Source organism: Micromonospora sp. NPDC050397 (assembly GCF_044901685.1).
GTDB lineage: Bacteria > Actinomycetota > Actinomycetes > Mycobacteriales > Micromonosporaceae > Micromonospora_G.
The window spans coordinates 87,165-102,612 of sequence record NZ_JBJDPS010000015.1; the positions used below are offsets into that span (position 1 = coordinate 87,165).

The 15,448-nt window shown below is 69.6% G+C and carries 19 protein-coding genes; 7 read left to right on the forward strand and 12 right to left on the reverse strand.

Going from position 1 to position 15,448, the window contains the following annotated elements; translation table 11 throughout:
- Positions 1-26 precede the first annotated feature (26 nt).
- Complete coding sequence (locus ACI2K4_RS30740; RefSeq protein ID WP_404516387.1) at positions 27-218, reverse strand: hypothetical protein; 192 nt, start codon at positions 216-218, stop codon at positions 27-29.
- 284 nt (positions 219-502) lie between these two features.
- Between ACI2K4_RS30740 and ACI2K4_RS30745 the strand changes: the two genes are divergently transcribed.
- From ACI2K4_RS30745 to ACI2K4_RS30765, 5 genes are all read left to right on the forward strand, one after another.
- Positions 503-1,729, forward strand: a complete 1,227-nt coding sequence (locus ACI2K4_RS30745) for a helix-turn-helix domain-containing protein (protein ID WP_404516388.1) — start codon at positions 503-505, stop codon at positions 1,727-1,729.
- A 257-nt stretch (positions 1,730-1,986) separates the two neighbouring features.
- Positions 1,987-2,205, forward strand: a complete 219-nt coding sequence (locus ACI2K4_RS30750; protein WP_404516389.1) for a hypothetical protein — start codon at positions 1,987-1,989, stop codon at positions 2,203-2,205.
- A gap of 139 nt (positions 2,206-2,344) precedes the next feature.
- The gene (locus ACI2K4_RS30755) at positions 2,345-2,638 is read left to right on the forward strand and encodes a hypothetical protein (protein WP_404516390.1); all 294 of its coding nucleotides are present in this window, start codon (positions 2,345-2,347) and stop codon (positions 2,636-2,638) included.
- Positions 2,635-2,844 carry a hypothetical protein gene (locus ACI2K4_RS30760; protein WP_404516391.1) on the forward strand — a complete coding sequence of 70 codons (210 nt, stop codon included), beginning with the start codon at positions 2,635-2,637 and terminating at the stop codon, positions 2,842-2,844. The genes ACI2K4_RS30755 and ACI2K4_RS30760 overlap by 4 nt, the downstream gene beginning before the upstream one ends.
- The gene (locus tag ACI2K4_RS30765) at positions 2,841-3,071 is read left to right on the forward strand and encodes a hypothetical protein (protein ID WP_404516392.1); all 231 of its coding nucleotides are present in this window, start codon (positions 2,841-2,843) and stop codon (positions 3,069-3,071) included. The genes ACI2K4_RS30760 and ACI2K4_RS30765 overlap by 4 nt, the downstream gene beginning before the upstream one ends.
- 481 nt (positions 3,072-3,552) lie before the next feature.
- Here the strand turns inward: ACI2K4_RS30765 and ACI2K4_RS30770 are convergent, their stop codons facing one another.
- Entirely contained in the window at positions 3,553-4,161 is a 609-nt protein-coding gene (locus ACI2K4_RS30770) for a TIGR03086 family metal-binding protein (RefSeq protein WP_404516394.1), read from the reverse strand.
- 165 nt (positions 4,162-4,326) lie between these two features.
- On the opposite strand from ACI2K4_RS30770, the gene ACI2K4_RS30775 reads away from it, so the two are divergent.
- Positions 4,327-4,461 carry a VOC family protein gene (locus ACI2K4_RS30775; protein ID WP_404516396.1) on the forward strand — a complete coding sequence of 45 codons (135 nt, stop codon included), beginning with the start codon at positions 4,327-4,329 and terminating at the stop codon, positions 4,459-4,461.
- Positions 4,434-4,640 carry an MTH938/NDUFAF3 family protein gene (locus ACI2K4_RS30780; RefSeq protein ID WP_404516398.1) on the forward strand — a complete coding sequence of 69 codons (207 nt, stop codon included), beginning with the start codon at positions 4,434-4,436 and terminating at the stop codon, positions 4,638-4,640. The genes ACI2K4_RS30775 and ACI2K4_RS30780 overlap by 28 nt, the downstream gene beginning before the upstream one ends.
- 26 nt (positions 4,641-4,666) lie before the next feature.
- Here ACI2K4_RS30780 and ACI2K4_RS30785 read toward each other — a convergent pair whose 3' ends face one another.
- The 10 genes from ACI2K4_RS30785 to ACI2K4_RS30830 all read right to left on the reverse strand — a co-directional run bounded on the left by ACI2K4_RS30785 (position 4,667) and on the right by ACI2K4_RS30830 (position 15,193).
- Positions 4,667-5,332, reverse strand: coding sequence for a dihydrofolate reductase family protein (locus ACI2K4_RS30785; RefSeq protein WP_404516399.1), 666 nt, complete (start codon positions 5,330-5,332; stop codon positions 4,667-4,669).
- Positions 5,332-5,838: an SRPBCC family protein gene (locus ACI2K4_RS30790; protein WP_404516400.1), complete on the reverse strand. Its 507-nt coding sequence runs from the start codon at positions 5,836-5,838 to the stop codon at positions 5,332-5,334. Before ACI2K4_RS30790 ends, ACI2K4_RS30785 begins: the two co-directional genes overlap by 1 nt.
- A gap of 3 nt (positions 5,839-5,841) precedes the next feature.
- The gene (locus ACI2K4_RS30795) at positions 5,842-6,183 is read right to left on the reverse strand and encodes an ArsR/SmtB family transcription factor (RefSeq protein ID WP_404516402.1); all 342 of its coding nucleotides are present in this window, start codon (positions 6,181-6,183) and stop codon (positions 5,842-5,844) included.
- Positions 6,184-6,485: 302 nt separating this feature from the next.
- On the reverse strand, positions 6,486-7,913 hold the full coding sequence (locus ACI2K4_RS30800) for a GH1 family beta-glucosidase (protein WP_404516403.1): 1,428 nt from the start codon (positions 7,911-7,913) through the stop codon (positions 6,486-6,488).
- Positions 7,914-8,001: 88 nt separating this feature from the next.
- The gene (locus tag ACI2K4_RS30805; RefSeq protein ID WP_404516404.1) at positions 8,002-9,021 is read right to left on the reverse strand and encodes an ABC transporter ATP-binding protein; all 1,020 of its coding nucleotides are present in this window, start codon (positions 9,019-9,021) and stop codon (positions 8,002-8,004) included.
- Positions 9,018-10,082 (reverse strand): ABC transporter permease, encoded by a 1,065-nt coding sequence (locus ACI2K4_RS30810; protein WP_404516405.1) that lies wholly within the window; start codon positions 10,080-10,082, stop codon positions 9,018-9,020. Before ACI2K4_RS30810 ends, ACI2K4_RS30805 begins: the two co-directional genes overlap by 4 nt.
- A gap of 3 nt (positions 10,083-10,085) precedes the next feature.
- Complete coding sequence (locus ACI2K4_RS30815) at positions 10,086-11,066, reverse strand: ABC transporter permease (RefSeq protein WP_404516406.1); 981 nt, start codon at positions 11,064-11,066, stop codon at positions 10,086-10,088.
- Positions 11,063-12,169 (reverse strand): ABC transporter ATP-binding protein, encoded by a 1,107-nt coding sequence (locus ACI2K4_RS30820; protein WP_404516407.1) that lies wholly within the window; start codon positions 12,167-12,169, stop codon positions 11,063-11,065. Before ACI2K4_RS30820 ends, ACI2K4_RS30815 begins: the two co-directional genes overlap by 4 nt.
- 111 nt (positions 12,170-12,280) lie before the next feature.
- Entirely contained in the window at positions 12,281-13,954 is a 1,674-nt protein-coding gene (locus tag ACI2K4_RS30825; RefSeq protein WP_404516408.1) for an ABC transporter substrate-binding protein, read from the reverse strand.
- Between the two features lie 234 nt (positions 13,955-14,188).
- Positions 14,189-15,193, reverse strand: coding sequence for a LacI family DNA-binding transcriptional regulator (locus ACI2K4_RS30830; protein WP_404516409.1), 1,005 nt, complete (start codon positions 15,191-15,193; stop codon positions 14,189-14,191).
- Between the last annotated feature and the right edge of the window lie 255 nt (positions 15,194-15,448).

A 15,448-nucleotide genomic window follows, 5' to 3' on the forward strand; every position in this document is an offset into this window, starting at 1 on the left:
CGAGCACCGGCCAGGGGTCCGTTCGGCTACGGGTGCACCGGCGGATCGGCGTCCGCCCGCAGCCGGGTCAGTACGGCGTCCGCCTTCGGCCCGCCAACGCGCAGGGTCGACTTCACCCGGTGCCGCGACGGCAGGCCGCCGAGCTTGAGCACCGACGCCCGCGCCTCGGGCATCACGTCCTCGACGGAGCGCGGGTGGCTGCTGGTCGGTGCCGTCACTGGCTCACCTCCTGTTCCCGAGAGCAGGAGGCTGGTCTCTTCCGGTCACGTGACCGGAAGAGACCAGCCCGCCCAGCCTTCGTTCCAGTTGGAGCTAAGGCTGGCTTTCAGTTCAGATGAACCGGAAGCTGATGCCGGCCCGGACCATTGTGGTCCGGGCCGGTCGCGTCTCGCCCGCACTCCTCGATCGTTCTTTCGAGGTATCGTCCGAAGTGGCGGCCCGCCGGAGTGAAGGTCTGGCGTGCTGCCGCCCCAGCCTTCACCTGGGAATGAGGGAACCCCCCATGCCTACTGTCGGTGACAACATCGGGCGCGTGCGGCGCGCCCAGGGCCTGACTCAAGAACAGCTCGCGGAGCGGAGCGGACTCGCCCCGGGTACCATCAAAAAGATCGAGCGGAACGGCCCGCCCCCGCGGCTCGCGACCGTCAACCGCATTGCCCGAGCCCTCGGCACTACCACCAGTCGCCTCTTAGGGGACGCCAGCGAGGCGGCTGCGCGCAAGGATCCCGGTTACCGGCAGGCCGCCCTGCTCGACCTGAGGAAGGCGTTGACACCGGTCCACGGTGCCGACGGGCGACTACTGGCCAAACAGGTCGAAGTCGTCCCGCCAAGCCTTCGGCAGGCCGCAGAGTCCGTCCGGGCAGCCGAAGCTCTGTACGGCGGCAACGACTTCGGGTCCACCCTGGCCGTGCTGCCCAGCCTGCTCGCTGAGACCCGTGCGCTGGTCGACCTGTCCGACGGAGATGACCAGACCAAGGCGTATGGGCTCGTATCTCACACCTACCAGGTCGCCGCCCGACTGCTCGTCCAACTGCGCGCCCACGACTTGGCCTACATGGCGACGATCGCCGGCCAGCAGGCCGCCGACCAGTCGCGCGACCACCTCACCCGGGCGCGGGCGGTCGGCCCGATGTGCTGGCTACTGCTCCGGCAGGCGCGTATCGCCGAGGCGCAGGCCCTGGCCATCGACCGGGCCGACGACTTGGAGCCGGAGAAGATTCGTCGCGCCGACACCAATGACGTCGCGGCATGGGGATGGCTGCTGGTTGAGGCCGCAGCGGCAGCGATGCGAGACGGGCGCGACGACACCGCCCAGGAGTTGCTCGACGCCGCTGACCTCGCCGCGACCCGGGTTGGCGACGGCGCGAACGGCCCAATGGTCTACGGCTTCAGCCGGGGTAAAGTCGCCGCGCTGCGCGTGGAGTCGGCCGCCATTGCTCAGGAGCCGATGCGGGTGCTGGAGCTGACAGCCGCGATGCCGCCGGATCCGACCGGAATGCGGGCAAGCTGTTGGCAGCGGCATCGGCTCGACGTGGCATGGGCGCACACCCAGCTCCGTCAGTACGGGGAAGCGGAGGATGTCTTAGCGGACCTGGGAGGCCGAGCCCCGACCTGGCTGCGACACCAGAAGTACGCGACGGACATCGTCACGTCGATCTCCCGACGCCAGACCCGAGCGCTGAGTAAGCGCATGGCGAAGCTGGCCGCCCTGGTGGGTGCCGCCGTTTGACCCTGGTCGCAGCACGTCAACTGATACGCCCCGTAGTAGTTGTCGGGTGATCACTCCCGAGCTACTACGGGGCGTTCCTGTACCCAAAGTGACGTTGCCAGCACGATCAGAGGCAGGCGCGACGGCCCTGCGCCGAGGGTGTGGGGGTCGTCGCGCCGTCTCGCACCGGCCCGCGTCCCCCGAGGCGGGCTGGTGCCCGGGGCGCGGCACTCTGGGACGGTCGCCGCGCCACCGGCCTCTTTTCCGTCCCGGAGGTGATGATGAACAGCACCCGCCGAAAGTGGTTCGCCGACGGCCCGGACGGCTTTGACCCGGTCCCGTCCGCCGAGCCGGCACCCGCGCCGAAGCCGGAGCCACCCGCCAACCCGACCCGCCGGGACCTGGTCTCCGCCGTGGTCGGCCGGGCCACGATCGGCACCGGCCGACGGCACAGCGCCCGCCCGGTCCGGGGTAACCGGGGGCGGTGGCCGGCGTGAGCGCCGCCCTGGAAACCGTGCAGCGGGCGCTACGAATCAAGGCGCAGCATCAGGGCGGGGGGACGTGCCCGCAGTGCACGGCGACCGGTTGTCCCGAGCTAGCCAGCGTCCAGGGCCTGATCAAGCCGGGTGAGTGGTGATGGCGAGGGACGTGGTGCTGCGCGGCGTGGTGCTGCGCGGTCTGGGCGTGGAACTCCAGCCCGGCGAGTGGTACGAGGGCTACGACCGGGAGCCCAGCCCCAACTCCAAGACCATCCGCCTCGGCGATGTCGACCGGATCGAGACCCGGCTGCGCGGTAACGAGCGTGAGATGTGGGTGTCCGGCCACAAGGAGACGTGCCCCGACCGGCCGGACCACGAGTCGTGCATCGCCGAGTACATCGCCCTCCGCGCCGTCGAGCGCGCGGTGGCCAAGCGGGACGGCCAGCCGTGAGCCGCAACGACGAGGCCACCTCGCCGACGGCGCTCGCGGCCGCCGCCGTGCGCACGATCGAGGGGCACGCCGACGGGCGCCGGTGTCTCCAATGCCGGCCGGACGGGTGCCGGCAGATGGCGTGGGCGCTGACGTACCGGGCCCAGCACAGCGAGCCCGTGTCGCCGGGGCTGCTGCTGTTGCCGTGGGCGACCGCAGCGCCGTGACCGAGCCGGAGTTCGTCCGGTCGCTGACAAAGGTCACGACCAACCTGACACCGCGCGCCGTTGACGCGATGACTTTGGCCTGTACGCGGACCCGGGACACGAAGACGGACACGATCAACCGGGCGCTCGTCGTCTACAACCTGGTCCTGGAGCTGGTCGAGCGCGGCGGCGGGAGCCTGACCCTGCTCGGACGCGACGGCAGTACCGAGCGAGTACACCTGCTCTGACTGATCCGAGTGCCCGTCGAACGGGCACTCGGATCTTACCGGCGAACAAGCTGCGGACGCCGCCGATTCCTCCCGGCCGCGGCGAGCCGGATGCGTTCCTCTGAGATGACCTCGATACGTGGTACGGCGGGTGGGATCTGGCGCCGCTCGCCGACGATCGCCACGTCCGCGTTGCCCGTCCTCAGGGCGGAAAAGACGCCTGCCCAGCGCGATCCGCTGGCGTCGAGCACCAACGAGGCCAAGTCGTACCCGCGCAGCTCGCACCAGTCGGTTCCTCGTTGCAGCCAACGCTTCCGATCCGCGTCGTCGGGTACGTAGAGCACTGCTCGGAGTCGGGTGCCCGAGGTTCGTTCCGCCTGTGGCTCAGTTCGATCTCCCATACGGCGACACCCTGCACGACGGGCCCGGAGGTCCCAGGTGTCCTGATTAAGGATGTTCCGCTGGACCGGGTTGCCGACGAATTCAACACCTGACCGTACGGTTACGCGTCACCCGGACTCCGGCCGGCGAACGCGGCGAGACGGTCGTAGAGCGGGGCGTCGTCGGCGATCGGGACCTCGGGTCCGAACGCGCCACCGTCGACCTCCTTGGCCCGGAAGTGTGGCTGCAACGTACGCCGCACCCAGTCCAGGGACGACTGCCCGACCTGCGGGTCGAGGTCGGTCGACTGGCCGGTGGCGGTGGCGAGGTCCCAGGCGTGCATGGCGAACTCGGCGGTCTGCTGGTCGACCGGGAATCGGGCCGGCACCTCACCCAGCCCGGGCAGCGTGATCGTCCCGGTCAGGTCACCGGCGGCGCGCCAGAGTTCGAGCAGGTCGGCCGCGCCCTTGCGGAAGATGGCGGCCCGATCCCCGACCACCGGTGGCACCGGCGCGGACCAGTCCGGTGTGCCACCGGTGGCGGTCAGGGCGAACTGGCTCAGGTCGTACACGAGATGGTCGCCGAGCCGCGCCACCGTCCAGGATCGGCACGGCGTCGGCAGATCATGCTGCTCCTCGCGCACCCGCGCGAGGACCTCGCCCGCCTGGTCCAACGCGCGCGACAGCAGTGCCAGCGGCTCGGGCGCAACGGTCGTCAGATCCTCGCTCATCGAATCCACTCTCTCCGTCAGTAGGTCGGGTCGGCTCGAAAATCGGCTTGCTCGTAAATCGGGCCTGCTCCAGAGTCGGGCCGGCACGGAGGTTGGTCCGGCAGGACCCGAACCGACAGCCAAACACAGACGTACGACAATCACCGCGATCGCCGGAGGAGAGTCATGATCGGCAAACTACAGTGTGTGGTGCTGGACTGCCCGGACGTGCTCGCCCTCGCCGGGTTCTACGAGGCGCTCCTCGGCGGCACGGTGAACAAGCCCGATCGGCGATGGCCGAACTGGTCGACAACGGGGTAACCGCCGTGGTGCTCGGCATTGGCATGCAACGGCAACTCTCGGTAATGGTCGAGACGCTGGATCTGTTGGAGAGCCGGGGTATGGCCGTACATGTTCTGGAGACCCGTGAGGCGGTACGCGTCCACAACGAACTGGCCGCCTCGACTCGGGTCGGGGCGTTGCCGCACTCGACCTGCTGAGCCTCCGGGGCGTGGTATTGGCGCGGCTACCGTGGACGTACGGCGTAGGTCAGGTGCGTCACCCGCGACGACGCCTCCGACCGGACCGGCGCCAGCGCGACCCTGGACGCGTCCACACCGTCGAACAGGCGGGTGCCGGCGCCGAACAGCACGGGTGCGAGCGCGATCGAGAACTCGTCGACCAGGCCGGCGTTGAGGTACTCCAGGATCGTCGCGCTGCCGCCGGCAATGCGGACGTCCCGGTCCCCGGCGGCCTCACGGGCCTGGTCGAGGGCGCGCTCGATGCCGTCGTTGACGAAGTGGAACGTGGTGCCGCCGGGTCGCTGCCACGGCTCACGCTCGGTGTGCGTCACGACGAAGACCGAGGTGTGGAAGGGCGCCTCCGCCGGCCAGGTCGGCTCGCCGAGGTCGAACATGCGCTTGCCCATGACGCTCGCGCCGGTGCGCTCGAACGTCTCCCGGGCGATGTCGTTGTCGCGGCCCTCCTCGCCGCCCTGGCCCAGCTTCAGGTTCTCCCGGAAGAACCGCAGCGGGAAGATCCACGCCTGCAACTCCATCCACTGTGCCATCCAACGCCCCAGCCTCGGGTCCCGCTCCCGCTGCTCGGGCGTGGCGAGAATGCCCTCCATCGACTCGGACGCGCTGAAGCCGTCCAGCGACATCGACACGCTGAAGAACACCTTCCCGGCCATCAGTCCTCCGTCCCCTTTCCCGCGAGGTCGGCGACGTAGGCCGCCAGGTTGCCCAGGGTCTGCTGGCCGCCCTCGATCGCGTGGTACTTCTCGACCGCCTCGTCCCGCAGCTCCTTGGTGGGGAAGACGGTGCGCATCACGATCCGGGTCGCCGCGCCGTCCGGCGCGAAGGTCAGGACCGACTCGAAGGCGTTCGGGTCGTCGCGGGCCTCACCGTGCAGCAGCGTGATCCGCTCGGGTGGGACGATCCCGGTCCAGGTGATCCACTCGGGATAGTCGGTCCCGTCCGGCCCGTGCAGCACGAAGTCCCACTCCCCGCCCTCGCGGAACTCGAAGGACCGCGTGGTGGTGGTGAACCCCTCCGGCCCCCACCACCGGGAGAGGTGCCGGACCTCGGTGAACGCCTCGAACACCAACTCCCGAGGGGCGTCGACGACCCGGGAGATCACGATCTCCCGGTCGGCCGTCGCCCGCTCCGCCCGCGCTTTCTGCCTTGCCTCTGCCATCGGTCACTCCTCCTGCTGTGTCTGCTTGAGCTCCTGCACGTAGGTGTCCAGCCGGTCGAAACTCTCGTTCCAGAACCGCTCGAACCCGCCGACCCACTCGTGGATCGGCCGCAGCCCCCGGGCGTCCAGGCCGTAGAGGCGCTGCTTGCCCGCCTCGCGAACCCGCACCAGCCCCACCTCCCGGAGCACCCGCAGGTGCTTGGACGCCCGCGGCTGACTCATTCCCAGCCGCTCGGCCAGGTCGGTCACCGGCCACTCACCCTCGCGCAGCAGCGCCAGGATGTCCCGGCGCTGCGGCTCGGCAATCGCGTTGAACGTGTCGGACGTCGTCGCTGCTCGTGCCATGGCAACCATCATATGCCCATAAGGGCATGCGTCAAGCCGACCGAAAGTCGCGCGAGTTGTCTCGGATGACGGTCACGGACAGGCGAGCAGGGGCGGTCCGGCTGTTGAACCAGCGCGCGCGATGCCGGACCGAGGGCCCGGGCCCTAGCCCCCACCCACCACACCGCCCCCGCCGCGCGAGCGTCCCCGCCCGTCGATCCTGAGGTTGTCGCACCGGGAACACCCGGACCACCGCGACAACATCATTATCAACAAGGACGGGCGGGGTGGGACGGGCGGCGGGGCGGTGTGGGCGGGGCGGGTTACTTGTCGGTGGTGCGGGTGCGGCGGATGGTGTCGCGGTACCAGAGGGCGCTGCGTTTGGGCGTACGCACCTGGGTGTCGTAGTCGACCCGGATGATGCCGAACCGCTTGTCGTAGCCGTACGCCCACTCGAAGTTGTCCAGCAGTGACCAGGCGAAGTAGCCACGGATGTCAGCGCCCTGCTGACGGGCCAGGGCGACCGCGCCGATGTGCGAGGCGAAGTAGTCGATCCGGTCGTCGTCGGCGACAAAGCCGTTCTCGTCCGGCTTGTCGTCGAAGGCCGAGCCGTTCTCGGTGATCACCATGGGCAGGCCCGGGTAGTCCCGGCTGAGTCGTACCAGCAGCTCGGTGAAGCCCTCGGGCACGATCTCCCAGTCCATCGCCGTACGCGGGCGGCCGAACGGCACCTCCCGGTCGACCGGCAGCCCCTCGGCGTCCTCGGTGCGGCCCTGCTCGTCCACGCCGGAGTGCTGGGTGCTGAAGTAGTAGTTGACCCCGAGCACGTCGATCGGCGTCGAGATGATCTCCAGGTCGCCGTCGCGCACCGGCAGCTCGATCCCCCGCGCGGCGAGGTCCGCGACCACGTCGCGCGGGTACTGACCGTGCACCAGCGGGTCGAGGTAGATCCGCACCCCGAGCCCGTCCGCCCGGCGCGCGGCGTTCAGGTCCGGCTCGCTCTCGCTGGCCGCGACGGAGGTGCTCATGTTCAACGTGATGCCGAGGTCCACCGGCCCGCTCGCGGCGGCCCGCATCCGTTGGGTGGCCAGCCCGTGCCCGAGCAGCAGGTGGTGCACGGCGTGCATGCCCGCCTCGAAGTCACGCCGGCCCGGGGCGTGCCGCCCGTACGCGTAGCCGAGCATCGCCGAGCACCACGGCTCGTTCAGCGTGGTCCAGGTGCGTACCCGGTCGCTGAGCTGGTCGAAGACGAGCATGGAGTAGTCGGCGAACCGGTAGGCGGTGTCCCGGGCCGGCCAGCCGCCCGCGTCCTCCAGCTCCTGCGGCAGGTCCCAGTGGTAGAGCGTGACCCAGGGGTCGATGCCCTGGGCGAGCAGTTCGTCCACCAACCGGTCGTAGAAGGCGAGACCGGCGGGGTTGGCCGGACCACGGCCACCGGGCTGCACCCGGGGCCACGCCACCGAGAAACGGTACGTGTCCACGTCGAGGTCGCGCATGAGCCCGACGTCGGAGGGCATCCGGTGGTAGTGGTCGCAGGCGACGTCCCCGTGCTCACCGTTGTGCACCGCGCCGGGCACCCGGCAGAAGGTGTCCCAGATCGATGGGGTGCGTCCGTCCTCGGCGACGGCACCCTCGATCTGGTACGACGAGGTCGCGACGCCCCAACGGAAGTCGGCGGGCAGGGTGTCGATCGGATCGGGTTGACCGCTGGCCACGCGGGCAGGATCGAGTGTCGGGGCGGTCGTGTCCATGTCTCTCCTGATCGGGTGTGGGAACTGGGGTCGGGCTGCTGGGACGGGTGGGGTCGTGGTGGGCCGCGCGCGCCCGCCCGGTGGCCGGTCATCGCTGGCGGATGGTGACGGACTCGCGGACCGGGTGCAGCCAGCAGGCCACGCTCCGGTCCACCGCCGTGCCCTCCTTCGGTACGCCGAGCGGCGGGATCTCGGTGGCACAGGGCTCGAACGCCTTGGGGCAACGCGGGTGGAACGAACAGCCGCTGGGCATGCCGCGCAGGTCCGGCGGCGAGCCGGGGATACCGCTCAGCTCACGCCGGGGGCCGCGCAGCGCCGGGAAGGAGTTCAACAACCCCCCGCTGTACGGGTGCAGCGAGTCGCGGTACAGCGCGGCGGCCGGTGCCTCCTCGACGATCCGTCCGCCGTACATGATCGCGATCCGGTCGGAGAACTCGACCAGCAGCGACAGGTCGTGGGTGATGAACAGGACCGAGAAGCCGAGCCGTTCGCGCAGCTCCACGAGCTGGCCGAGGATCTGCCGCTGCATCACCACGTCCAACGCCGTGGTGGGCTCGTCCATGATGACGATCTGCGGTTCCAGGGCGAGCGCCATGCCGATCATGACCCGCTGGCGCATGCCGCCGGAGAGCTGGTGCGGGTAGCTGTCCAGCCGGTCGGCCGCGATGCCGACGAGCTTGAGCAGCTCGCGGGCGCGGGCCAGCCGGGCGGCCGGGCTCATCGTCGGCTCGTGCGCCTGGATCACGTCCATGAGCTGGGTGGAGACCTTGTGCACCGGGTTGAGCGAGTTCATCGCCCCCTGGAACACGATCGAGGTCTCGGCCCAGCGGAAGGCGCGCAGTTGCGCCGGGCTGAGCGTCATGATGTCGATCGGCTCGCCGCTCGGCGGGTGGTAGAGCACCGAGCCGCCGCTGATCACGCCCGGGGGTGGCAGCAGCCGGGTGACCCCGTACGCCAGGGTGGACTTGCCACTGCCGCTCTCCCCCGCGAGGCCGAGCACCTCGCCCCGGTGCAGGGTGAGGTTGACCTCCCGGACCGCGCGTACGGCCTGGTCGCCGAGGCCGTAGTCGACGTTCAGGTTCCTGATCTCCAGCACGGGTCGGGTCATCGCCCGGCCGCCTTTCCCTCGGCGTTGCTGAGCACGGCGGCACCCTCGGGCACCGGCGGTGGGGTCGACGACGGTGCGGCGAGCACCGGCGTGAAGCCGACCCGCATCCGGACCACCCGGCCGTCGGCGGTACGCGTCTTCGCCTTGCCGCTGCTGCGCAGGCGCGGGCTGACAAACTCGTCGATCCCGAAGTTGACCAGCGACAGCGCGGTGCCGAGGATGGCGATCGCGAGTCCGGCCGGGACGAACCACCACCACGCGCCCTGGGCCAGGGCCTGCTGGCTCTGCGCCCAGAACAGGATGGTGCCCCAGTTCCACTCGGAGATGGTCGAGATGCCGATGAAGGCCAGGGTGATCTCGGACATCACGGCGAAGATCACGGTGCCGACGAAGTTCGAGGCGATGATCGCGGTCAGGTTCGGCAGGATCTCGAACAGGACGATCCGCCAGGTGCTCTCGCCGCTGGCCCGGGCCGCCTCCACGTAGTCCCGCCGGCGCAGCGACAGGGTCTGCGCGCGCAGCACCCGCGCTCCCCAGGCCCACGAGGTGAACCCGATGACCAGGGCGACGACCAGGTCGCCGGCCGACTCGATGGTCGAGGCGAGGATGATGACCAGCGGCAGCGCCGGGATCACCAGGAAGACGTTCGACAGCGCGGAGAGCCCCTCGTCGGCGGCCCCGCCGAGATATCCGGCGGTGACCCCGATCAGGACCGACAGTACGGTCGCGACCGCTCCGGCCAGGAAACCGACGAAGATGACGCCCCGGGTGCCGACCAGCACCTGACTGAAGATGTCCTGGCCGAGGTGGGTGGTGCCGAACCAGTGCTCGCCCGACGGCGGCGCGACCAGGTCGGCGCCGCGCGCCGACGGGTCGTACGGGGCGATCCACGGACCGATCACCGCGATCAGCAGGAAGAAGCCCAGGATGACCAGCCCGGTCGCCGCCTTGGGGTTGGCCACGAACCGGAACCGGCGGCGACGCGCGGCGGCCGGCGGCGCGGCCTCGGTCACCGGCCCGGCGGGGGTGACGGCGTCGATGCTGCTGGTGGGAATGGTCACCGCTCAGCCCTCCTTGCGGGTGCGGGGGTCCAGGGCCAGGTACGCCAGGTCCGCCAGCAGGTTCGCCAGCAGCACCGAGAGCGTGATGACGAGGAAGATGCCCTGCATCAGCGGGTAGTCCTTGGACCCGACCGCCTGGAAGAGCTGGAACCCGAGGCCGGGATAGGAGAAGACGATCTCCACCAGCAGGGTGCCGCCGACGATGAACCCGAGCGACAGCGCGAACCCGGAGACGTTGGGCAGCAGCGCGTTGCGGGCGGCGTAGCTGACCGCGACCCGCCGCTCGGAGAGGCCCTTCGCGTGCGCCACGGTGATGTAGTCCTCGGCCGCGACGGTGACCATCATGTTGCGCATGCTCAGGATCCAGCCGGAGACCGACGAGATCAGGATGGTGAACGCCGGCAGGATGCTGTGCTGGACCGCGCTGCCGATGAAGTAGTGGTCGAACGCCGGCACCAGGCCCGGTTCGTAACCGCCGGAGGAGGGGAAGAAGCTGCCCGGTCCGGCCAGCAGGGCGATCGAGATGAGGCCGAGCCAGAAGTACGGGATGGAGGAGAGGAACGTGGTCGCGGGGAGCAGCCCGTCGATCCAGGAGCCGCGCCGCCAGCCGGCCACCACCCCGAGCGCGGTGCCGACGAAGAAGCTGATCACGGTGGTGATGCCGACCAGGGCCAGGGTCCAGGGCAGGCTGTCGGAGAGCACCTGGGAGACCGGCGCCGGGAAGAACGTGAACGACAGGCCCAGGTCGCCGCGGAAGAGCTGGCCCCAGTACTCGACGTACTCCTGCCAGACGCTCTTGTCCTTGTCGAGGCCGAACAGGACGTAGAGCGACTGCATGGCCTGGGTGCTGATCTGGCCCTGGTAACGGGAGATCAACGACTGCACCGGGTCGCCCGGGATCATCCGGGGGATGAAGAAGTTGATGGTGATCGCGGCCCACGCGGTGAACAGGTAGAACGCGATCCGTTGCAGCAGGAACTTCACGGCGCCACCGTCCGTACCTCGCGGGCGGCCGAGCCCGGTGTCTCGGTGTTCTCCGGGTCGTAGAGCCAGCAGGACGCCCAGTGGCCCGGCTCCCCCAGCACCGCCAGCCGGGGCGGCAGCGCGGTGGCGCAGCGCGGCATCGCGCTCGGGCAGCGCGGGTGGAACCGGCAGCCGGCCGGTGGGTCGATCAGGCTGGGCGGCTCGCCGCCGCCCCGATCGTCCGGGGTGGCCTCGGCGGCCTCGGTGGGCGAGCCCTGGATCCGGTCCGGGTCCGGCGCCGAGGCGATCAACAGCCGGGTGTACGGGTGTGCCGGGCGCTGGGTGACGGTCTCGCTGTCCCCGCCCTCGACCATCCGTCCGGCGTACATGACCAGGGTGTCGTCGGCGAAGTAGCGGGCCGAGGCGATGTCGTGGGTGATGTAGAGGATGGCCAGGTTCAGCCGCTCCTTGAGGTCGCGCAGCAGGTTCAGCACGCCGAGCCGGATCGACACGTCGAGCATCGAGACCGGTTCGTCGGCGAGCAGCACCTCGGGGTCGGCGCCGAGCGCGCGGGCGATCGCCACCCGCTGACGCTGGCCGCCGGAGAGTTCGTGCGGGAACTTGTCGATGTAGCGCTCCGGCGGGGTGAGCGACACCCGGCCGAGCAGGCCGTGCAGGGCCTGTTCCAGTTCGGCCGGGGAGTTGCCGCCGTGGCCGTGGATGCGCAGCGACCGGGTGAGGTGGTAACGGACGGTATGGACCGGGTTCAGCGAGGCGAACGGGTCCTGGAAGGTGAGCTGCACCCGGCGGGCGTACGCCCGGAACCGCCGGCCACCGCGTACGGTGACCGACTCGCCGTGCAGCCGGATGTCGCCGGAGGTGCGTTGGTAGAGCTGGGCCAGCAGGCGCGCCACCGTGGACTTGCCCGAGCCGGACTCGCCGACGAGCGCGGTGACCCGGCCCCGGCGCAGCACCAGGCTCACGTCGTCGACCGCGTGCACCACCCGCCGCTCGCGGGAGAGAAGGTCCCGGGCCCGCCGTCGGACCGGGAAATGTTTGGTCAGGCCGTCCGCCTCCAGCACCACCTCGGTCAGGGCAGGGGCGGAGGTCTCGCTCAAGGTCATGCCGGAGCTCCTGTCGAAGAGAGCTGATCCCCGCGCGTCGATGCCGTCCCGCGCGGCGGCGTCGCCCCCCGGGTGGCCGGTGCGGCACACCCGGGAGGCGACGCGATCGGATCAGGAAGCGGGCTTGAGGTGGAGCACGACGTCGACCGCGTTCGGCTGGGTCGGCTGGGCCGGGGCGTACGGGTTCTGGTCGTCCGGCCAGCCCACCCAGTTCTTCGTGACGTACGCGCCACCGGCGTTGTCCGCGCCGACGGGGATCATCGGCATCTGCTCGACGAAGATCTTCTGGAGCGTGTTCATGGCGGTGGTACGGGCGGCGTCGTCGGGGGCGTTGGCGTACGCCTCGAGCGCGGCGGTCGCCTCGGGGTTGTTGAACCGACCGAAGTTGCCCTGCGGCGACGCGGTGCCGATCGGCTTGAGCAGCCGACCGTCCATGATGGTCTGGTAGATGTCGTACGGGGTGGCGCCACCGTTGGTCCAGCGGAAGCTGGCCTCGAAGTTGCCCTCCTCGACCGAGGTGAACCAGGCATCCTGGTTGGCCTTCTCCACCGTGGCGGCGATACCGATCTGGGACAGGTTGTCCTTCACGATCTCCAGGCTGGTGATGTAGTCGGACCAGCCGGCCGGGTCGCTCAGGTTGAGCGTGACCGGCTTGCCGGTCGGGTCCTTGAGCACGTTGCCCTCGAGCTTGAAGCCCGACTGGGCGAGCAGCGCCTTGGCGCCCTCCACGTCGACCTTGTGCATCTGGCCCTTGTACTCGGGCGCGATGAACGACTCACCGGCCGGCAGCGGGATGCCGGTCACCGAGGTCACTTCGGGGTGGAAGTAGGCGGCCTCGGCCTGGACGAAGATGTCGTTCCGGTTGATCACCATGTTCATCGCCCGGCGCAGCGCCGGGTTGTCGAACGGCTTCTTGGTGGTGTTGATGTACAGGCCGTGGATGCCGAGTACGGACGCCGGCCAGACCTTGTTGAACTGCGGGTTCTTGTCGACGTAGACGGTCTTGTAGTTGGGGATGAAGACGAAGCTCCACTCCGACTCGCCGTTGGCCAGGGCCGTGGTCTGCGCGTTGTTGTCGTTGTACGACGTGTAGCGCAGTTCCTTGACCTTGGGCAGGTCCTGCCAGTAGCTGTCCCGCACGGTCAGCGTCGTGGTCTGCGGGGTGAACGACTTGAGCGTGTACGGGCCGGTGCCGACCGGGTTCTTGTTGATGTCGGTCGACGGGTCCGAGATGGTGGACCAGATGTGCTTGGGCACCATCGGGATGGTGGTGAGGATCTTGTGCTGGTTCACGAACTGGGCCGCGCCAAAGTTGATCGTGACCGTGCTGCCGCTGCTCGTGATGTCCAGCAGCGGGAGCGCGTTCACGTTCAGCGCATCGGTCTTCTTGATCAGGTCGAAGGTGAAGACGACGTCCTCGGCGCTGAACGGCTTGCCGTCGGACCACTTGACGCCGTCGCGGATGGTGAGCGCGAGGGTCTTGTAGCCGTTGGTCCACTCCGCCTTGGTGGCCAGCCACGGCTTGCCGGCGTCCGAGGGGCGGATCAGGTTGTCCATGATCAGGGGCTCGTAGATCTGCCACCGGTAGCCGAGCGACGCGGCGGAGGCGGAGCTGAGGAACGGGTTGTGGTTCTCGGTCTGCGGACCGTTCGGCATGCCGATGTTCAGTACGGACGGGGCGTTGTTCCCGTCCCGGTTGGCGTTCGGGCTGTCGCCGCAGGCGGCGAGCGCACCGAGTGCCGTCACGCTGGCGAGGGCCAGCGCTAGAGTCCGTCTGACGTGCATGTATTCCTCCCTGTTTCGTGGTGGTGAGGGTGGTCTTCGGGGTTGTCGGAAGCAGGTGGGACAGGACCCGTCCGATCCGGTAGAGCGCTCTCTCGGCGGTACGGGTGAAAGCGCTCTCACCATCGGCTGGGCAACGCTACGGGTGCTCTGGTCGGTGGTGGGGCGGCCAGTGTGGGTGGTTGGCGGAGACGAACCGACCGGTCGGGGTGGGACCGGTCGGGATCGCGGTCGGGGTCAGGCGGGAACCATGGTCGAGGCTCGGACGATCAGCGTGGTGGGGAGCACGTGTGGTGCGTCGGGCAGCGGGGTGCCGTCGAAGTGCGCCAACAGCATCCGGGCCGCGGCCTCGCCCATCTGACGCATCGGCTGGTGCACCGTGGTCAGCGGCGGATCGGTGTGCGAGGCGTACGGGATGTCGTCGAAGCCGACCAGGGCGACGTCCTCCGGCACCCGCCGGCCCGCCTCCCGGATGGCCAGCAGGGCACCGGCCGCCGACAGATCGTTGTGGGCGAAGACCGCGTCGAACTCGACGCCGTCGGCCATCATCTGCTTGACCACGGCTCGGCCGCGGTCGAAGGTGAAATCCCCCTCCACGATCATCCGGGGATCCAGCGGCGAGCCCGCCTCGGCGTAGACGTCGCCGAACCCGGCCAGTCGCTCCTGGGTGCAGCCGAAGGGTTCGATCCCGGTGATGACCAGGGGTCGACGCCGGCCGAGTTCCAGCAGGTGCCGGGCGGCGGCGGCCCCGCCGCTACGGTTCGTGGTGGCCACCGACGGAAACAGCGGCTGGTGTCCCCGGTCGTCGATGAGCACCACCGGCAGGCCGCGCGCGTGCAGGTCGGTGATGTAGTCGAGGGTCCCCTCGGGCTCGATCACCAGTAGCCCGTCGAACGATTTTGCCGACACCTGCGAGGCGAACTGCCGCATCGACTCCTCACCCCGGTTGCAGGTGAACAACAGCAGGCCGTAACCCTCGGTCTCCACCACGTCCACCGCACCCTGGAGAACCTCCCCCATCCAGGGCCAGGTGAGCGACGGGACCAGCATCCCGACCACCCGGGTACGTCCCCGGGCCAACCCGACCGCCCGGGCGCTCGGCACGTAGCCCAACTCGTCGATCACCCGGCGGACCCGCGCCGCCGTCTGCACGTCGAGTTCACCCTTGCCGTTGAGCACCCGCGAGACGGTGGTCTTACTGACCCCGGCCCGGGCCGCGACATCGGCGATGGTGATCGGCACGTCAAGCACCCTTTCGTGTCAGGACTGTTAACGAGATTTTCGGAACCGGTTGCGGAAGCGGTTCCGGGCCGAGTCAACCGGAGTGACGCGGGCCACGTCAATCACGGTCGCGTAACAACTCGAATTTCTAAACAAACCTTGCAGTTAGCTTCGAGGACGTGCTACCTCTTCATAACCGTCGATGCGGCACCCCCGCTCGACGGGGACAACGCGGACGCTCACGGGCATCGCACCCCGGCCGACCAGCACAGCAGC

Bases quoted from the DNA above. Each gene is read 5' to 3' on its own strand.
- ACI2K4_RS30755 (WP_404516390.1), top strand. From the start codon at position 2,345: ATGGCGAGGGACGTGGTGCTGCGCGGCGTGGTGCTGCGCGGTCTGGGC.
- ACI2K4_RS30790 (WP_404516400.1), bottom strand. From the start codon at position 5,838: ATGGCAGAGGCAAGGCAGAAAGCGCGGGCGGAGCGGGCGACGGCCGAC.
- ACI2K4_RS30800 (WP_404516403.1), bottom strand. From the start codon at position 7,913: ATGGACACGACCGCCCCGACACTCGATCCTGCCCGCGTGGCCAGCGGT.
- ACI2K4_RS30745 (WP_404516388.1), top strand. From the start codon at position 503: ATGCCTACTGTCGGTGACAACATCGGGCGCGTGCGGCGCGCCCAGGGC.
- ACI2K4_RS30775 (WP_404516396.1), top strand. From the start codon at position 4,327: ATGATCGGCAAACTACAGTGTGTGGTGCTGGACTGCCCGGACGTGCTC.
- ACI2K4_RS30785 (WP_404516399.1), bottom strand. From the start codon at position 5,332: ATGGCCGGGAAGGTGTTCTTCAGCGTGTCGATGTCGCTGGACGGCTTC.
- ACI2K4_RS30750 (WP_404516389.1), top strand. From the start codon at position 1,987: ATGATGAACAGCACCCGCCGAAAGTGGTTCGCCGACGGCCCGGACGGC.
- ACI2K4_RS30825 (WP_404516408.1), bottom strand. From the start codon at position 13,954: ATGCACGTCAGACGGACTCTAGCGCTGGCCCTCGCCAGCGTGACGGCA.
- ACI2K4_RS30820 (WP_404516407.1), bottom strand. From the start codon at position 12,169: ATGACCTTGAGCGAGACCTCCGCCCCTGCCCTGACCGAGGTGGTGCTG.
- ACI2K4_RS30770 (WP_404516394.1), bottom strand. From the start codon at position 4,161: ATGAGCGAGGATCTGACGACCGTTGCGCCCGAGCCGCTGGCACTGCTG.
- ACI2K4_RS30805 (WP_404516404.1), bottom strand. From the start codon at position 9,021: ATGACCCGACCCGTGCTGGAGATCAGGAACCTGAACGTCGACTACGGC.
- ACI2K4_RS30780 (WP_404516398.1), top strand. From the start codon at position 4,434: ATGGCCGAACTGGTCGACAACGGGGTAACCGCCGTGGTGCTCGGCATT.
- ACI2K4_RS30795 (WP_404516402.1), bottom strand. From the start codon at position 6,183: ATGGCACGAGCAGCGACGACGTCCGACACGTTCAACGCGATTGCCGAG.